9 protein-coding genes and 1 pseudogene are annotated in these 18,926 nt (G+C 39.9%); all 10 read left to right on the top strand.

Annotation, left to right across the window (positions count from 1 at the left end; all coding sequences use genetic code 11):
- The 10 genes and pseudogenes from IGI54_RS09890 to IGI54_RS09845 all read left to right on the top strand — a co-directional run bounded on the left by IGI54_RS09890 (position 1) and on the right by IGI54_RS09845 (position 18,904).
- A complete protein-coding gene (locus IGI54_RS09890; RefSeq protein WP_430620584.1) occupies positions 1 to 690 on the top strand; it encodes a hypothetical protein in 690 nt (229 codons plus the stop codon).
- 9 nt (positions 691 to 699) lie between these two features.
- Complete coding sequence (locus IGI54_RS09885; RefSeq protein ID WP_430620583.1) at positions 700 to 3,831, top strand: hypothetical protein; 3,132 nt, start codon at positions 700 to 702, stop codon at positions 3,829 to 3,831.
- Positions 3,797 to 4,861 (top strand): hypothetical protein, encoded by a 1,065-nt coding sequence (locus tag IGI54_RS09880; RefSeq protein WP_430620582.1) that lies wholly within the window; start codon positions 3,797 to 3,799, stop codon positions 4,859 to 4,861. The genes IGI54_RS09885 and IGI54_RS09880 overlap by 35 nt, the downstream gene beginning before the upstream one ends.
- A 37-nt stretch (positions 4,862 to 4,898) precedes the next feature.
- On the top strand, positions 4,899 to 14,435 hold the full coding sequence (locus IGI54_RS09875; protein ID WP_430620581.1) for a hypothetical protein: 9,537 nt from the start codon (positions 4,899 to 4,901) through the stop codon (positions 14,433 to 14,435).
- Positions 14,436 to 14,970: 535 nt separating this feature from the next.
- A pseudogene (locus tag IGI54_RS09870) lies at positions 14,971 to 15,216 on the top strand (KDGP aldolase); the annotation flags it as partial.
- 199 nt (positions 15,217 to 15,415) lie between these two features.
- A complete protein-coding gene (locus IGI54_RS09865) occupies positions 15,416 to 15,850 on the top strand; it encodes a hypothetical protein (protein WP_430620580.1) in 435 nt (144 codons plus the stop codon).
- Between the two features lie 260 nt (positions 15,851 to 16,110).
- Positions 16,111 to 17,151 (top strand): serine hydrolase, encoded by a 1,041-nt coding sequence (locus tag IGI54_RS09860; RefSeq protein ID WP_430620579.1) that lies wholly within the window; start codon positions 16,111 to 16,113, stop codon positions 17,149 to 17,151.
- Between the two features lie 109 nt (positions 17,152 to 17,260).
- Positions 17,261 to 17,998: an N-acetylmannosamine-6-phosphate 2-epimerase gene (locus IGI54_RS09855; protein ID WP_430620578.1), complete on the top strand. Its 738-nt coding sequence runs from the start codon at positions 17,261 to 17,263 to the stop codon at positions 17,996 to 17,998.
- Positions 17,995 to 18,450, top strand: a complete 456-nt coding sequence (locus IGI54_RS09850) for a GNAT family N-acetyltransferase (protein ID WP_430620577.1) — start codon at positions 17,995 to 17,997, stop codon at positions 18,448 to 18,450. Before IGI54_RS09855 ends, IGI54_RS09850 begins: the two co-directional genes overlap by 4 nt.
- Complete coding sequence (locus IGI54_RS09845) at positions 18,440 to 18,904, top strand: GNAT family N-acetyltransferase (protein ID WP_313630816.1); 465 nt, start codon at positions 18,440 to 18,442, stop codon at positions 18,902 to 18,904. Before IGI54_RS09850 ends, IGI54_RS09845 begins: the two co-directional genes overlap by 11 nt.
- Positions 18,905 to 18,926 lie beyond the last annotated feature (22 nt).

The raw sequence follows: 18,926 nt of genomic DNA, 5'->3' as shown, positions 1-18,926 counted from the left end.
ATGACAGAATTAGCAATCAAGAATATCGTAACGGAATATGTAACTTTGGACATTCTTCAAATTGAAAATCGACAAGTAACGTTGAAATACCATACATTAAAAATCAATAATCCTAGTGAAAATGAAAATTTTATTGGTCTTTGGAGAACTTCAGATGGCACTGTCCCAGCTCAAGCAGCGACCTGGAGTGAGAGTGTTAAAAAAAGCGAACCAGAAGCATCAGTTTCTTATAAAATGCCGCTCACAGATGCTGCATATATCATAGGTTTTTGTCCAAATGGCGACCCCAAAACAAAGGAACAAGCTTGGAAAAATGTAGCTGCAACTGTTTTACTTGATCCTAGCAAAGATCAAGCAAATGGTCAGAATGAAACAATTAAATTGGACATTAAAGGAAGTGACACGGATACAATCCGTTTAGAATACCAATTAATCAACGGAATGGTGAATAGTCGTCACTGGATTGGAATTTGGGAAAAAGAAGGAAACACCGTTAATTTTGCTTCTGATCCGGAATATAAGGCGATTGTTTCAGAAGAAGATCCGAGAATCGGTGGACAAATTGATTTATCTGATGCTACTTTTTATCGTGGAACGACTTATGTGCTAGGCTATTTCTTTGATTATGGTTCAAAAGACAAAGAGTATTCAAGAAAGCATCTAGTCGGCACGATTACATTCACTACGTAAGGTGAATTTATGGAAAATGGAAATACATTCAAACGATTATTTGATGATTTAGGAATATACCAGAACGGCAAGTCTTTACTTGTCGTTTTTTCCGCTATTTTTAAGTCGGAAATCAGCATAGAAGATGTTTTTAATGGATTAGATAGTGAATGGGCAATCATCTTTACTGAGGAAAAACCTCAAACTTCAGCAGAAGCTGAAAAATTCATGCATCATTGGCAAGCTTATTTAGCTTCTCAAGCTGATCCTGGGGAAACAAAACGAGTAATTATCTGGGAGTCAGAAATGATTTCTTGCTTAATGCTAGAACAAACCGCTGGACAAATAAGTACGAAGCAGACATTCTCTGCACGGATACTAGGCGATGAGCAAAATAATATTGAGATAAAAATCCTAAAAGGTGCGCGTTTTCGATTGCTTGAGAGCGGACAGTTGTCATTAGAAAAGGTGCAACTGCTCAGATTTAATGAAGTAACTGAATTACCGCCTCCTTCGCAAGTCTTTTTCCATTTACTTGGAGAGCAAGCCGGAACATTAGAGGTTGCGATGACCTTGAAGGATAGGCAAATGAATCAATTGTTTCGTTGCGGGTTGAGTTATGAGTTCAAGGATGGAACGAATGATTATTGGCTGAGCAATTCATTGTATCGAGAACCAAAGTTAGCTATTAGAGGGCGATTTAAATTTGGATTTAACGTTTTTTCTGATAATCGTTACTTTTTTGATGAGCTGGTGGGCGACAAGGGAAATCAATTTTTAAGTAATTTTATTACTTTATATGGAAAAGATGTTTACTTAGAGCCACAGATCAAAGAAAGTGGATTAGTATTGTCATCTAAGATTATTTCAGAAGTCACCACAGTACTTTTTGGAAAATTTAAAGTGTTTGACGAAGATGGAAAACCTGCAAAATTACTATGTGGTTTTTCAGGAACAGAGTATCTAGCAACAGACGGTTTGATTGAATTCGTGCCCAATCAAGCTGCTTTTGCTCCAACTTATCCGGCAACAGAATTTTCGATTGAGCAATTTATCGACCCAGCGAATACAGAGTTGCTTACCAACCAATCCGCGACTGCTTGGATTCGTTTTTCGGGCAGCTATCATGCACAACCCGCTGAGGCGCCGTTTTTCACGAATCAAGAGAAATCGGTTTTAGAAGTAGCTGATTTAGCTAGTAAATTTCCAGTGTCACCGGCTTTTCCACTTTTCCCATTTAAAAATGCTCGCTTGAAAAATAAAAATGGAGTGGTTAACCAAGGTAAACTACTGTCAGATTTTGATCAGCAGGTACTCTCCAATGAGCGGGCAAAAATTCTTTTACACGCACCAGAAAAATACAAAGAGCAGCTTTTTGATCAAGCGAATGCAGCTCAACAAACGATTGCTACTCCAACTGGTTTTGTTGCGAGTCTACAATCAGGCGTTTTTCAAAAAGTAGCAGTAGCCTTTCCTACTAATGGCGAATTAGCATTTGAAAAGCAGTACTTGGGCGACCAAGTTTTCCAGCAGATAGCAGCAGTGTTTCAAAGCCCAACGTTATTTTGTGTGCTTGCTAATACGTTTGCTACAGGGGCTACTACATGGCAGCAGGGCGTATCATTAGACGGCTGGACATTTGATTTAACTCCTGGAAAAGGGAGTCGCTATAATGACTATGGAAATGTTGTACTCATTAAGAATACAACCGGAAAAATCTATGATCCTGATAATAGTGAAATGAGCCTCTGCGCCAATCCGGATCAATGGATTAGTAAGGAGGTTTTGGCCCAGCCAACTAAGGGACTGGGTGAGATTGCCAATCTGGCCCAATGGGTATTGAACTATTGTCAGACTGGGTATGAAAAATACCAGCAAGAAAATGACGAAAAGTACCAGCATTTTGCTCAAATTATTACTGATCCAGATTGGAAAGGGATTCTTGTGTTGAATGCCGCCTTAAATCAAGCTGGAACAGGGAGAATGAGTTTGCCGGACTGTATTCAGCCATTACTAGCGGGGGTGGAAGATTCAGCAGGATTTAAGGCGCACCATCTTGGTGCTGAACTCGTTGCTTTAAAAAACGCTGAAACGGGACCGGTCAATGAAAAAAGTTCAGCCTTCTTCGGTTTGATTGATTATCAAGATCCGGCTTATTTGGGTCAAGTTTTGCCGATTAAAGATTCAAAAGAAAGTTATGAATTTCGTCTGCTGCAGCTGCAAATTCAATTTGAAAACAATCTTACCAAAAGTTTTAGCAGTCTCTCGCAGTTTGTTTTAGGGGCGTTCATGGGCTTAAAGCCAATTGCTGGTGGAAATCTTTATAATGCTTTTCTGATGAATGGCACCTTACAAACTAGCAACGGCTGTTCAAGTCTACGGCTGCAATCAACCGGTGGTGAGTTGAATTTTGCAGGTGTCCTGGCTAAAGCTGAGATTACGGAGATTGCAATGACTACACTTGAATCTGAATCTTATGCATTTGACTTCAACGGAAAGTTAAACTTTTCTAAGCCTGAAGAGAAGCTAATTGATTTGTTTTCTTTTAGTGAATTGCTTTTTGAAAAATATCGCGTTCATTTAAAGAAAAAAGACTATCAAGTTGCTTTAGAATCACTGAATTATGACCTAGAACATTCGAGTGCTCGAACTAATAGCCTCGTTCAAACTTTTAACTTGGTTCCATTGAAAGTGCACATGGGACGGGAAATAGCTAAAGGTTATCATCCGATTGCGGTTGAAAAGATAGATATTAGTGAAAAAGCTAGCCTTTGTGCAGGGATTGAGTGTTCTGTATTATTGGGCGGTTTAGGAGGTTTGGCTTCAGACAGTGTATTGACAGCTAAAATCTTATTAGCATGGAATCCGCAAGGTGTGGGGTACATCGGTATCCATTTACCTGGTCAAACGATGATCCAACGCGTTATTGAGCTGTCGTTGGGGGAGGTTCGTTTAATCAGGCGTGAAGGAAACAAAGCTTTAACACTTTTGATTTCGCAAGTGGCATTACGCTTGTTAGGTGTATTGAAGCTTCCAGCAAACGGATCATTTGGTTTGGCTTTATCAGGCGACCAGAATGGTATTGGTTGGTTCGGCGCCTATCAGGCTAAGGAGAAAGGAGCGGCCAATGTTTTATTACAAACAAGCGAAAACACAGAGTAACTATTTGCAAATCCCTTTGACGCTGGGTGAAGATTATCAGTCGAACAATCAGCGGCTGCAGCTGAATCAAGCACAAGTGGTGCTGACACTGCCATTATTTGGTAAAGATCAAATCGCGACGGTTTCTTATCCTGCCGGTACGCTGGATGGAGAAGAAGTTATGGGCGAAGTGGTATTAAGCTATACCTTGCAAGCCAATCAGCTACAAGTTTGTGATCATGACTTTTCTGCTAAAGGCTATCTTCCGGTGGAGCATTATCATACGAAGCCTTTCTTTCAACTAACTAAAACAACTGAAGCTAACGACCAAGCGTCAGTACCTTTATTAAAGGTTTCAAGTGACCAATCACTAGATACCGTCAAGGCAGAAAATGATGAGCTATTTGATGGTACCGTGATTAATTCCGTACGAGAACAACTGCGAGGCATCTATGATGAATTGGAAAAAGAGTTGAAGGGTATGGATTATGGGTTGTCTGTTTGTTTGGGCGTAATGGAAACTTTTGATGAAGCTGGGAATTTAGATGGTGGAATCTATTATGATCGAAGTCAAATAAAATTAGGTACCTATTTTTATAATATTGACGATACTTCAGGAGATCATCCACCAATTAGATTTGAAAATAATTGGCTGAGGTTTTACGCACACTATGCAGAAGGAAGAACTGACGCAGATATAATTGTTTCATCTGATGAGGGAAAACATCAGTATTGTTCTGCACACGGCTCTAATTTGACGTGTGGAGTAGGTTCATTTGTAGGTGGACATGTTTTTACACAACTAATAATAGTACCAGGACGTACAAAAGAGTCAAATCGTACAAAGGAAATATATTCTGTTACGGGTTTGACAAATGCACAGCACCAACTACCTAAAGATAGTAGTAGTGGTAAATATAAACTGGATAGTGTCTATTCTCTTTTACCAATTTGCTTCCGTCATAATAACTGGCGTAAATATGATGTAGTAATGCGCAATAACGAGAATAGACCGCTTATCCACTTAAAACATTTCAAAAGTACAACATAAATTTCAGAGTTTTTAATGACAATAAAGGAGTAAAAATATGGATCTTAGTCAACTTGCAACAGCTTTGCTGCCTGCTGATCAAGTCAAGATAAGTCAGCAAGATCTAGCAGATGCTTACGCTAGCTTTAAGTGTTTTTTGAATCAACAAAAAACGCTGGGCTTCTATTTTGATCGGAACAATCGAATAAATACCGCAAATACAGCAAGCTTAGTCAAACGGATGATCAATGAATTTAATTTTAGTGGCAAGATCGAGCTGATTTATTACGATGATAACGAGGTAAAGGAGCAACTGGCTAGTTATCTGCCTTATTTTAAAGAAGAATCGGTTTATTCCCACCATGTACTGAAAACACCGACTCAAGTGATTGATTTAAAAGCAGAGTTGCTTTTTAATGGCGGCTCGGAGCAAAGCGATCCTTTTTGGCAGGCTTTGCCTAAAACAGTCAATGGGGTAGTAAGTATTCGACCGTTTTTAGATGGCAATGATTTTAGCTTTATTAAGTTACGCCAAGAAAAGGACCTGATTACCTATTTTACCGATACCTTGGCACTGGATCAGTTGTTCTCGGAACGGCCATTTTATTCCGAGCTTGAGGGAATCACAAAACTTCCTGAAAAAGAACAAGAGTATTGGAAGAAATACTGGAAAAATCAAGCTGGAATAACGCTGGCAGAAGAATTGTTAGAGTTGTCGGATGTTCAGTTGTTTACCATTGACGGTTTAAAAACACAGCATTCAGCCAATGATCGCGGGATTAACGTCATTTTGCAATTAACCCTGGCCTCCCTGAAGCAGTTGAAACAGAGTTCGAAGACACGGATCATGCTATTTACTGATTACGATTCGCAAACAGATCCTCACTTTACTGTTTTGAAAAGTCTTTGTGACAGGAATAAAAGCGCTGATATGTTGTTGAAAGAATGGTGTCAACTATTTCCGCTAGCCAATGAGGCTGATTTACGTGTTGGGTTGTTAAATCCATTGTTGGAGCTACGAGCAGAGTTGAAGGATGACTTGGAAAAAATTGCTTTTTGTTCTAGCAAAGAATTGAAAACGCTTAAAAAAGGATGGTTATATCTTTGCCCAGTAGGGGAACTGCCCTACGATTATTTAGCACAGCTATATAAAAAAAGCGACTATCTATTTTTTGAATCGTGTGATTATACTAATTTAGCGATCAATTTAGGAAAGCCTTACTTACAAAAAGCGATTGATGTTGCTTCAGATAATTATCCAGCCCTAAGTGATCCCATCACTGCGCTGGAAATGAATGAGTTATCTGAACTATTTGCCTATCCGATCACGGTTTATACTGCAGGGGTAAATAAACAGTTAGCACAAGAAATTGCCCAAATTGTGAAATGGTTGCAAAATCCTAACAAAAACTATTTTTTACAGCTGCAAAAAGAAGCGCAACGCTACTTAAAAACAAGCTCTAGCAAGATTCCAGCAGACAAGTTGACAACTGCATTGGCTGTGTTTGAGGCACTGCGGGAAATGTCTCAAGCGGAGGATTCACCGGAGCAAGCAGCCAATTCTTTTGAAGCATTTTTTAAAAATCTGAAGACTGAATGCAACAAGTCTAAGCGATTGGCTGTGGCAACGCTGTTAAAAGAAAGTGGACAGGAAAATTTGGCAGCTTATTTGGCAAGTTTTACTGGAAGGGCAGAGGGCTGGATCGAGCTTCAAGAAGAAAAACAAATTCAATTGGATCGCTTAGAAGGTGCAACTGAAGGAAGCGGTGAAATTTGCGGTGTGAGCATTTTGGCCGGTGCAGCAGCAAACTTCAGTGGAACTGTTGACCTATCGTTTCAGGAGCAGGCCGCGGGAAAAGGTTGGCGGCTGTCTTTAAGCGGCCATTCCCAAAAGAGCGGCCAGCTTAGTGGGATTCCCTGGCTAACACTTACGGAAGCTAGGTTCAGCGTGTTAGTACCAGAGAGTGGCGGGGTGCTAAGTGGCAGTGTTGGTGGGACGTTCGGTAAAACAGCTGATTTTGCGGGAATAGATGTTGTTGTTGAGTTGAATCAACAAACAGGAACTTCCCGTTTGTTGGCCTATGCACGAGAACCAATCACTACTTTAAAACTGTTTGGTGCGATCGCCGGTGGACTGGATTTTGAACAATTGTTGCCGGAAAAAATTCAATCAATCATTCGCTTAGGGTTAGTGAATATGGAGTTTTATTATGACTGGGATAGCCAAAAAATCAGTTCAATGACTTTTACTTTTGCCAATCAAGCTAATGAGCCTTGGATTTTATGGGGAAACAAAGAGGCTCCCAAGTTATCTGCTTATCCCAGTGTAGGTGTAACTGTTTTGAATCCAGCTGACTTAAGTAGGCGTCAAGTCAAGATCGCCATGAGTTCGTTCGTTGACTTAGGATCACCCAATGAATTATTAAATGTGGGTAGGCTTTGGTTGAGTACGATTTTCCCGCCTTTTAAGGGAGAATTGCGTTTAGCTTCAGAGAAAATTGATTTAAAAAAATTTATTCGACTTTTTGATGATGCTGTTCAATTAGATGGTTTCAATGGGAATCCCGCAATCACGGATTTAACGATGTTAGCCGATTTTGATAAAAATAATTATCAATTGACCTCGGCAGTTGATCTTGATTGGGAGCTAACTAAAGACTTCAAAATCCGAGAATTATCTTTCCAACTTACTCGGGCTGGAGATAAAACCGTTCTGGGATTTGCTGGAACAATGGAAATTGTTTCCAATCTAATGGTAGCAGTTGCCATTTACCTGGACAACCAGCATATTAAACTGCGTGCAGAATTAGCAGTGAATCAAGAGCTTTCGATGAAAGAGTTAGTTAAGAGATATGTTCCTGAAAAAGCCTTAAATGAACAAACCTTGAACGAACAGGCAATCGTTGAAAAAAATGATAATATCGGCTACTTGATTTTTGAAATTGATAAAACTACTACCCCGGCAGAAACGGATATTTTAATTGAAGCAGGGGTTTCGGATTGGAAAATCAAGCTTGGCAAATTTGAAGAGACCTTGACCGCTAAAGGGAAAATTACAAGAAATGCAAAAAAGGTAGCCGCTTCACTAAGTGCAGAAATCAAGCTTTTGGGTGCTAAAATGACCCTTGTATTGGATTATGGAGCAGATACTCAGTTCCAATTAAACTGGGGGAATTTTACTGGAAAAATCTCAGGAGAACAGGCAGTAATAAAATTAGAGAATTTCAGTATAGGTGAAATGATCGAAACATTTATCGGCTGGCTGTATTCAGCATCCTTCAAATTAGATGCACCTTGGGATTGTTTGAATAGGCTTAAAACAGATTTAGCCTTGACTTACAACTTCAAGAGTGAAATTTTTGAGGTAACGTTGGGCAAAGAACAGTTAGCGGACAATGCGGTCAATAGTCGTCTGCCGTTTGGCGAGGTGCAAGGAATCAGTCTAACCTATAATCCAAAGGCAGTTGACCAAAAGATTAAGGTAGAGTTGCAAATCAAATTTGATTGGCAGAAAGAAGCTGAAAGCATGGTATGGGATGCAGCCGAACCTGGCAGTGCGCCTTCTCCCGCTGGTTCAGGCAATGATTATTTCAAGTTGGATTATCTAACTTTTGGCCAGAAAATGCAATTTTTTGACAAAACTCAGCCAAATGATGTAGGTGAGGCGCTCAGCCAACTAAAAAACAGCCTGACACCGGAAAAGGTACCCAGCTATGCTGAAAATGTTGGAATGCTGATTGCTAGTGAGTTTAAGTTTCTCAAGGAATCTGGTGATGATTATTTCTTAAGAGCTCAATTTGTTTTTTATGATCCAAGTCTTTACGGGTTGAAAATTCAGTTAGCCGGAAAGACGGCTAAATTCTTTGCAGGTCTCAGCTTTGAAATATTGTATGCAAAACTCTCGGAGACATTAGGCGTTTTTAAAAGCAAACTCGTTCTACCAGAAAAATTCCGAAACTTCGATTTAGGCGCTTTTTCAGTCTCAATGCCGGATTTCTACATTGAAGTTTATACGAATGGTGATTTTTACTTAGATATTGGATTTCCTAAGAATGGTGATTTTTCTCGCTCCTTTACTTTATCAGGGATTGTCCCACCAGGACTCCCGTTAACAGGTTCTGCAGGTATTTATTTCGGCAAGTTATCGGCTGAGTCAGCCAAGCACCGGAATACTCACTTACCGGTAACGGATAAAGGGGTCTTTAATCCGGTTATTACGTTTGGCTTAGGCTTACGGTTTGGCTTAGGGAAATCGATTCATTATGGTCCTTTAAGCGGCGGCTTCGCTTTAGTAGTACAAACTATTTTGGAGGGAGTCATTGCGAAATGGCAACCGTACCAAGCCGATGGGCGGCAAAAAGAGTCTTGGTACTATTATTTGGACGGTACGGCCGGAATTGTAGGTACCATTTTTGGTAAAATCGATTTGTCCATCATCAATATCAGCGTAAATTTAGAACTTAGTTTTTCAGCTAAATTTATCTATGAAATTGGCTGTAAGATTCCGTTAACCATTGAAGCAGCCATTAGTGCGGCAGCGAGTCTCTCAATTAATTTAGGCTTGTTTAAAGTCAAGATTTCTTTTAAATTCAAGGTTAAAGTCAAAGAAAGTTTCACCATCGGTCAGGGAAAAGCGATGCCTTGGCGTGCGAAAGACCAATTGACTGAGACGCTTTATAATTATCCAGCTGCGGATATTCTGCCGGCATTATCCGTCCTTGTAGAAACGAATGCGCCCAAGCAGCCATTAAATATCTGGCTGGGACTTACGCCAACGATTGCGTCGGATGAGTATGAACCGAAAAAAACGGTTGGGATAGCTAATCTAATGATGACAATGGACCAAGCGAGTTTTGTGCGTTTATTGGATAAGCTGATCGAAGTTACTTGTATCGCCGCTGCTCAAGTAAAAAACGTCGAGTTAGCGGAATTAAATTATCAGGAAGTCGATACAATACTGGCAGAGATCGAAACCACGTTGGAAAATTCACCATTTTCATCCGCTGATTTAGAAGAATTCTTGTCAGAAAATTTTGAACTGGTAATTAAAAACGATCAGACAAATCAGAATGAATTAACCGGCGAGCCGCTCGATGTAGTTTATTTTCCCTTACCGCCAAGTACGACACTCGCATTCTCCGATGGAGAGTTGAGTTATCGTATCAGCGAGTATAACAAATTGAGCGAACATGCACTGAATGAATTTAAAGTTCTCTTTGAGAAAACAGCAGTGGTCGTTGCCGAAGAAAAAGAGCAGGACTTTACACAAACGAATACGGAACTTGCAATGGGAGATTTTGTCTTTGCAGATTGGTTTATGCTAGCATTGCGGCAAAGTATGCGTGAAATGCGGCGTCATTTACGTGAACAGTTGGAGCAAAAGACCAAACAGCCGTTTGAGACAGCTAGTATTGCGGAGAATATCGGAGGAATGCTCTCCCGCTTTTCTTTACACGGGATGCGTGTCCCTGCTTCGGAGGGGTTGATCCTCCCTAAAGTTCGTGGACTTTGGGTGAATGAGCGAGCGGGCAATTTCTATTTGCCAAAAGAGGCTGGCATTTTCGCTTTAACTGGTCAAAGTTTCTTATTATCACAGAACAATCCGTGCTCAGTCAGAGTATCATTCGATAAGAAATTGATTTCGGATCAACGGATGTTGGAACTAAGAATCTCTGAAGAGGAACAAGTAAATATCGCTAAGGCAATAAAGCAGTTTGCGGATGATGAAAAACCGACGATCAACGTAAATGTTATGAGTAGCGAGGCCAGCTTTGTTCCAGAAAGAATTACTTTTAAGCAGCCGGTTACGAAAGCACCGTTCTTTATTTACGAGATGCCGCAAAGTCTCTTGGCTTATTATCAACAAAAATCTGCTTACTATCCAGAATTCACTTTCTATTTTGCAGAAGATGTCGATGAAAAAGCACCGCTTGAAAAAATCAGTGGACATACACTGATAGAGTTTTCAGTCACTCCGACTGAGAAAGACGACGTCTACGTGATTGGTCAGGCCTCGAAGCAAGTGACCGAGTTGTTGAGCAGGATTATCCAATCACCAAGTATGATTGCAGGGATACATCAAGTCAAAGAAGGTCGATTGCATGATAATTTCGTAGGAATCGGTCAAATCAATCTATCAACCGAAACACGTCCAGCTAAAGATCAAGTTGCTGATAAAAAAGCAGAATTAAAAAAACAGTTGACGCTGTTGTGGAAGGCGTTTGTAACGAATAATCAAGGTTACGTGTTGACGTTAGCTGAAAAAGATAGTCAGGAAGATGATGAACAGACGCAAGAGGAAGTCAAGCTCACCTTTAGCATCTCCTATACACCAAATGATTTGTCGCAGCAATCACAGTGGACGCTTATCAATGCTGTAGGGTTAGAAGAAGAAGGCGTACTAGTTGCCAAGGGTTGTGAAAGCTTGACGGGTTATGCTTATCAAAACAATCAGACGCTAGAAGATATTTTGCAAATGGTTGTGTATAGTGATTATGGCAGGATTGCACAAAAAAATCTGGAAATTAAAGTGAACCCGGCAGTGAACTGGGTGTATCCTGTTGGTGAAGCAGGGAAAAAGATAACCTTCAAAGAAATTACACCGAATAAGGGAATGAGTTTGCTTGGCTTAGCGGAGCTTCTAGGAATCAGTGCGGCCACTTTACTGTATTACAACCGTGAACAGAAGGGGCTGTTTCTAACGAAGAAACTGCTGCTGCCACTTCAAGCAGGGAGTCGTATTGGCGGTAAAGTAGAAAATACGGATTCATTAATCAACGAACAGTATTTAATTGAACGTGAGCAATTGGATCAAGACTCGGTTGCTAATGATTTCACGCTAGCAACAGTGAAAAATAATTATTCTCTATTGCGATATCGAAAAGGCTCGGAATTGAATTCCTCCGTTCCATATTCAGATAAGGAATCTAAATATGAGTTAATCGTACCCATTGATAAGCTGTATGGTGGTAATTATCAAGTACAGGGACTTGGTATACCGGTAACATTTCAGTGGTTGGATTATTATGGCAACCAGTTGATACCGGAATTTCAAATAACTCGTGCTATCGGCTATCAAGACCCTATCTTAGACATTCTAAAATGGCCGGGAATTAGTCCAACTTGGTGTTTTGGTACGGGGAATAATGAAGTCGTAGTCACTTTTAAATTTGATCCGATCATTTTTGAAGATGACCTTGAGTTAGTGAAGCGATCCGCTGTCAAAAAACAATACTTACAGATTCAAAAGCAATTAGCAGATCCCAATTTCTCAGTTTCACTAGAATGCTCAATGTATAATAAGAGCAGCAAAGATGATCAAATCAAAACGGAGCTGCTGCAGCTAGTCGCTGAGGTGCTTGCTTTTTGTGAAGGTGTTGTCAGTCCTCATGTGATAGAAAGTAAGCATACGTGGCGATTTGCTTCCACTGAACGAAAGAACGAGAAAGTCTTACAATTAGCTAGCGTATTGATCTTTAGTAGAGCAGGATTCGTAGCGCAAGGGTATGAGGATGTTGCAGGGATATTGCAGGCAGAAGTACAGCTAGCGCAAATTACTGATAGTGTAGCATTTGCAGAAGTATTTGAACAAAAATATTCTGAGTATATTGTTCTAAAAGGCGGAAATTCAGAATTTGATCTGATCGCTTTTCGTCAGGCAGAAATGAAGGTAGCCATTCATGAGGAAAAATGCAATATCTATTTGCCGAAACCAGTATCAAATGTTTTATTGGATCGTGACCAAGTACCGATTAAGGTTTATGAACAAGAGGGCTTTAAAAATAGACGAATTAATTTCCGCAGTGTCGATCTGAATCAATGGTTGCGTCAAGCACTGGAATTTTGCGATCAACTGCTAACAGCCAATACTATAAGTGCCGCTCAAAAAAGGAGTTATGATTTACAACCGCTTTTAGATACAAAGGCTGCTATTGCTAAAGCTCTTTCACAATTTCTTGTGCCAGCATTTAACGAGCAGACAGTCAAAGCTTCTGAACAGACAAAAGCACAATTTGAACAACGGCTATTAGGGGCACTGGCTAATTTCTATGACACTAAAGCGGTGATCGCGTTGCCGGCATCAGTAACAGGCTTACCTGATTCGAAAACAGCGCTTTATGGCAATGTCGAGCTGCTGTCAACAGATGAAAATGAGCAAAAGTTAGCATTAAACTTTAATTCGCCTAAATTGATAAATGGTTCAGAGCAAGAATTAATAGTTGTCATCAATGGTTCGGAGTTTGTGACTGATGAACGCGGGGCAGTACTGCCATTTGCTAACTTACGGATGAAATATACAGTGACGCATTTAGAAACTGATCGGACAGAATTGATCGACGGTTTTAAAATCTCAAGTTGGTATGGAAAATTACTTACAACAATCTATGATCGAAATTTCCAAACGCTTGTACCATTTCCTTTGCTGACTTTTCCTGAGCTGCCAAAGTTAGTAAAACAAGAAAGCTTGATCAATGATCAAGCTAAAGGGCACGATTGCAGTTGGAAATATAGCTATACTTATTCGCGAAATCATCATTATCCGCAACAAGTTTCTCATTGTAAAGTTCGCTATAATGTAAAAACTGGTGAACAAAATGATTACAGGGTGGAGGGATTATTTGCGGCGTTAGCCAGTATTATGCAATCAAGAAAGCAACTTTTAATCGATTTAGAACAAGCAGCTGACAGCTCAGATAATGCGACGATCTTTCGGACGTTAAATGCTAGCATTGAATTACTTGGTCAATTAGCGAGCGCGCTAAACGAACACTCAGCAGAATCGGATTTCAAGGAAGGTTTAGTTGATAAAGATTCACTAGATTTTGAAATAGTAGAAGGATTTAACGAAGCTTCAGATCAACGCTTTTGGCTGAAGCTTCAGACTGTAGAGCCAGAACACGCAGAGCTGATAGCGGATATTGAACCGGTAATTGAAGATTACAAGGCTAAAAAAGTCGAGGACCAGTGGTATTTTGAACACCGTAATAGTGGTCATTATCTATCTGGAGCTGAGGGACAAGCCTACCAATTACGTAAAATAATTTTACCGGAAAAAAGCTTATTGAAATATCAATCGGCAAATACTGAAATGTTTGTAGAGCAAAATCAAAAATTAGGAAAAGAAATGAATGAGGATTTTATTTTCACTACAGGCAATACCACCTTTGATTCGCCATACTATGTTTCCCATACGATTGATTCGGAAGATATTGGTGAGCGATACGAGGGACGGACGGATATCACAGTAATTTTGACCAATTATTTCAAGGAACTTTGTCAAAACGAGAAGGTCCAACTTCAGGTGAAAGCTTTATTGAAAAGTGAAGTTTATCCAAATCTTTCGCCAGTCAGCTATCCTATATTTCTACAAACAAAGAAAAAAGTGGAAAATGGAGGTTTCCACGAAATGGTTCTTTCTTGGAAGACTAGTTTGTATGAATGGAGAAAAAATTTCACAGGGAACCATCAATTTAGAGAATTTAGTGAACAGGACTACCTTTCTTTTGAAGTGGTTTTATTTTCCGATATGCACAAAACCCCGTTATTAACGATAAAGGATGCATATATCAAGGGAGATAAAATTAAGTTGTCTTAAATAGCAGTAAGGGTGAAAGGTGAGTAAAATAGCAGTAAATCTATGGAAACACACCATGATTAGGTGTGTTTTTTTCGTAGTTCATCACTTTTTGATAGACCAAGGTGGTGTTCCATCAATTTTTTTATTGAAAAAAATTTTTTAGGGATAAAGAATACAGTTGTCAGATAAGATGCTATTTTAAATGGGTGTTAGTGCAAGAAAAGCGTAGATGAAAGCTGATCGATGCTAAAACTTTTAATGATTTACTGAAAATAACAAAATCTATATTGTTGTTCAACGAATAAGCTATCATATTAAAAATGTAAGGAGCGAGAGGCATGCAGCAAATAACGAAAAGACAGATTCAAGTATTGCTACAGTTACTGGAGGATTCTGAGCTAACCGCAACTAAAGCTTTAGTGGATCAGCAAAATGTAAGTGTACGTACGATTTAGAAACCATTCGTTTATGGCTGCAGGGAGGAAACCAGAATCTGAACAATAAAAGAAGTTAGGGGATTTGACTGATGCTAAGTTGCTCTGAACGAATAAAAATGAAAGGCCTGGCGCATAAAGAAGAATATAAAGCAGTCGCTGAGGCATGCGCCAAATATGATTTTACCTTAGAACCAACTGGAGGTATCGACTTGGATAATTTCAAAGAAATTGTCCAGATCGCCGTTGATGCAGGAGTAAAAAAAAATTCCCATGTCTATAGCTCGATTATTGATCCGAAAACCAATGATACCCGACCTGAAGACGTGAAAGCACTACTTGAAATGATAAAAGAATTACTTTAAAACATAAATCGAAGATAAGAATGCGACCTAAATCAGCCGCATTCTTTTTTTAATGAATGAGAGAGCAGCCTAGCAAAAGTTTGACAGTAGTCAAAAAATGATGTAAGTTAAGAAATAATTAGAAAGATCTATATTTTTTTACGGCTATTTGTGAAATTATTCACTTTAAACTAGATTGAAAGGTATTGGAGGAATTGAAATGGTTGAAACATTTGTATTTTCAAGTGAAAGTGTCTTTCTTAATGAGGAAAGTCAAACAACGGTAGTACAATTTTTAGACTATCTAAAGCGGCGTAAGCAGCGGATCGGTATGGTATTTACTGATCAGCAGTCAATGAATCAAATTTTATTGGCGCATGATTTGGCAGAGTACTTTGATTTTTCGATCAATGGAGAAACCGGCCGACAAGTGGCACAAGGCTTATTAGATTTTTTGAAAGACGAATTGCAGCAAGGCAAGGTCTATTTCATCTCCAATTCATTGCCTCAGTTGCAAGAAGCCGAATCATTAGGTTTTGCGCCAATCTATGTAAATGATGATTGCTACAAAGAGGGCGTTCCGTGTCGTGCTTATGAAGATTATAAACAGTTGCATCTGGCGGTAATCGCCGATCGTTTTGAAGAATTAATTTAAATTTTTACTGAAAAAGGTTGAAGCTTGGGCTGTTTTCTTAATTGAAGGGGAACAGTCTTTTTTTGTTGCACTCAAAGTAAAAATTAAATATGAAAAAAGGAAGGCTAATAATTAAAAGGTGAATACTTATAAAAATAGTTTTTCTTCAGTTAAATTAATAACTCACTGATAGGAATATGATAAACTATTGATGATAGATAATGGATATGTAACGTTTCCTGGATTATTAGATGAAAATCATTAGATAGAAGGTGTTGAATGTGGGAAGACATACCGACCCAAACGAAAAATCAAAAGGCAAATATGTCGCCATTGGGCTATTAGCAGTCGCTTTGTCAGGAGCACTATTTTTTGGCGTGCGAACCGTGCTGAATTATGATAGCGAAAAGCAAGAAGTCGTTCAGCCGGAAAAAAAGGCCAAGGCTAAAACAGCTGCTAGTTCAACCAAACCTTCAGAAAAAACAGTCGCAACGAAAAAAACGAGTGAAGCAAAAGCGACAAAAGAAACAAGCAAGGCTACAAAGAACAGCTCCAAGAAAAGTTCTAAGAAAAAGACGGCGACAACGAAAAGCACAAAAAAGGAAAGTCAGACGAAGGAATCTTCCACTACCAAACAAGCAGCGCTGCCTAAGCTGGATAGCACTAAGTTGACGGCAAGTGCCGGCAAAGTGTATTACGGCGTACATTATTTCAAGAGTGGTCGGGACTATTCTAGTAAAAATTCGGAAGCGACTGTTGCCGCGAATGTGATCAAGGTTTTCATTATGGATTACGCGCTGGCGCAAAAGAATGACGAGCAAATTGACGGTAAGAATTTGAGGGAATGGTTGGAGCCGATGATCCAAAAAAATGACGATGACGCGACGAATGTGTTGATCGATCATTATGGTATCGATCAAATGAATGCGTATTTCAAAGAACAAGGGTATCAAGATACGAAGATCGAACGACGAATGCTGGATATCAATGTAAAAAGTGATAAAGACAATTACACCTCCTTGAATGATTGTCTGAAGCTCTTGGAAAAGCTCTATGATCAAAAAGAGCAAGAGCCGCAAAAAACCATGATCGCTATCATGGAAGGGCAAAAGATTCGGACGAAGATCCCCCATAAATTACCGAAGGATCTCAAAGTAGCCAATATTACCGGTGAACAAGATCAGGTCGAAAATGATATTGGGATCGTTTTTGCTAAGGATGATCCGTATGCGATCGTCGTATTAACGAAAGAAGTGCCGGATATCGTCAAAACTAGAGAAGCAATTGCGGAGTATAGTTTGGCTGCCAGCAAATTAAAATAAAAACGATCTTCACACAAGTTCGACCGTGTGAAGACCGTTTTTTTTCTATACAGGAAGATGCAGGCGTGATACGCTTTTGAGTAGAAAATAACTTTAAGGAAGTGGGAAAATGACAAAGGAAGAATTTTTAGCTAGGATCGCTGGGGGCTTGATCGTATCGTGTCAGGCATTGCCGGGAGAGCCTTTATATACTGAAAGTGGTGGCGTAATGCCGTTATTGGCATTGGCGGCAAAAGAGGGCGGTGCTGTCGGGCTTCGAGCCAATTCAGTGCGAGACATTCAGCAAATCAAAGCGTTGGTCGATCTGCCTGTGATTGGGATCATTAAGAAGCAGTATCCGCCGGAAGAACCATTCATTACTGCCAGTATGCGGGAAATCGATGAATTGGCGGCGATCGGTGTCGAAGTGATCGCTCTTGATTGTACTTTGCGCAAACGCCATGACGGTCTGACGATTCAGCAGTTTGTTAAACAAATCAAAGAAAAATATCCGGATCAATTATTGATGGCGGACATCGCGACTATTGAAGAAGGCTTGAACGCTTTTGAAGCGGGCGTGGATTTTGTCGGAACGACTTTAAGTGGGTATACAGTGGAAAGCGCGGTGCGGGAAGGTGCCGGTCCAGATTATGAATTGATGGAACAGCTGGTGGAAAAAGGTGTGGACGTGATCGCAGAAGGCCAGATTCAGACGCCTGAACAAGCGCAAAAGGTGCAGGCAATCGGGGTAGCAGGCATCGTCGTTGGCGGTGCAATCACGCGACCAAAGGAAATCACGGGTCGGTTTGTAGAAGCGTTGGGGAAAATAGAAAACGACACCTTTGATCAAGGGGAGTCGACTCAGTGACAGCTATTCGCCAAATCAAACAACTTAATAAGAATGAACTAGCTGTGATGCTGAACATTTGGGAGCGTTCAGTAACTGCAACCCATCATTTCTTAGCTAAAAAGGAGATTGAAGCATTAAAGCCAGAAGTTTTAAATGCATTGCAAACGATTGATCAACTGTATGGTTATTATGATGATGACATCCTTGGATTCATGGGTGTCGAAGGTGAAAAAATTGAGCTGCTTTTTGTTGACGCAAAGGTACGAGGACAAGGGATTGGAAAAAAACTTTTGCTGTATGGAATCAAACAATTGAAAATTAAATATGTGGACGTCAATGAGGAAAATCAACAGGGCTTCGGTTTTTATCAACATCTTGGATTTGAAATCATGGGTCGTTCAGAATTTGATGAACAAGGAAAACCATTTCCGATTCTACAGCTAAAAAGGGAGGCCCATGGTGAAAATTAAAGAAATTACGACCAATAAGAAAGCTTATATCGAGCTGCTACTTTTAGCCGATGAACAAGAGGATATGATCGATCGCTATCTTGAGGCGGGCCGCATGTTTGTGTTAGAGGACGATGGGCTTAAAAGTGAAGCGGTGGTGGTAACATTAAATGAACGCGACTGCGAATTGAAAAGTCTCGCCACTTATCCGTCGGCGCAAGGAAAAGGCTACGGAAAAGCGCTGGTCAAGTTTCTCTTGGCGGAATTTTTAGGCGAGTATCAAACGATGTACGTTGGAACAGGGGATGTTCCAAAAACGTTGAATTTTTATAAAAGTTGTGGCTTCCGAGAGTCGCATCGAAAGCAGAATTTTTTTACTGACAATTACGCTGAACCTATTATCGAGGATGGCATTCAGTTGGTAGATATGGTTTATTTACGAAAAGATGCGGAGGACGCTTCAACTGAAGCTTGATCCCAAGTTCTTACAAAAAAGA

Source organism: Enterococcus sp. DIV0800 (assembly GCF_050559735.1).
Classification (GTDB): Bacteria; Bacillota; Bacilli; order Lactobacillales; family Enterococcaceae; genus Enterococcus_A; species Enterococcus_A devriesei.
Note: the sequence above shows the minus strand (reverse complement) of the source record. Positions and strands in the feature narration are given on the sequence as shown.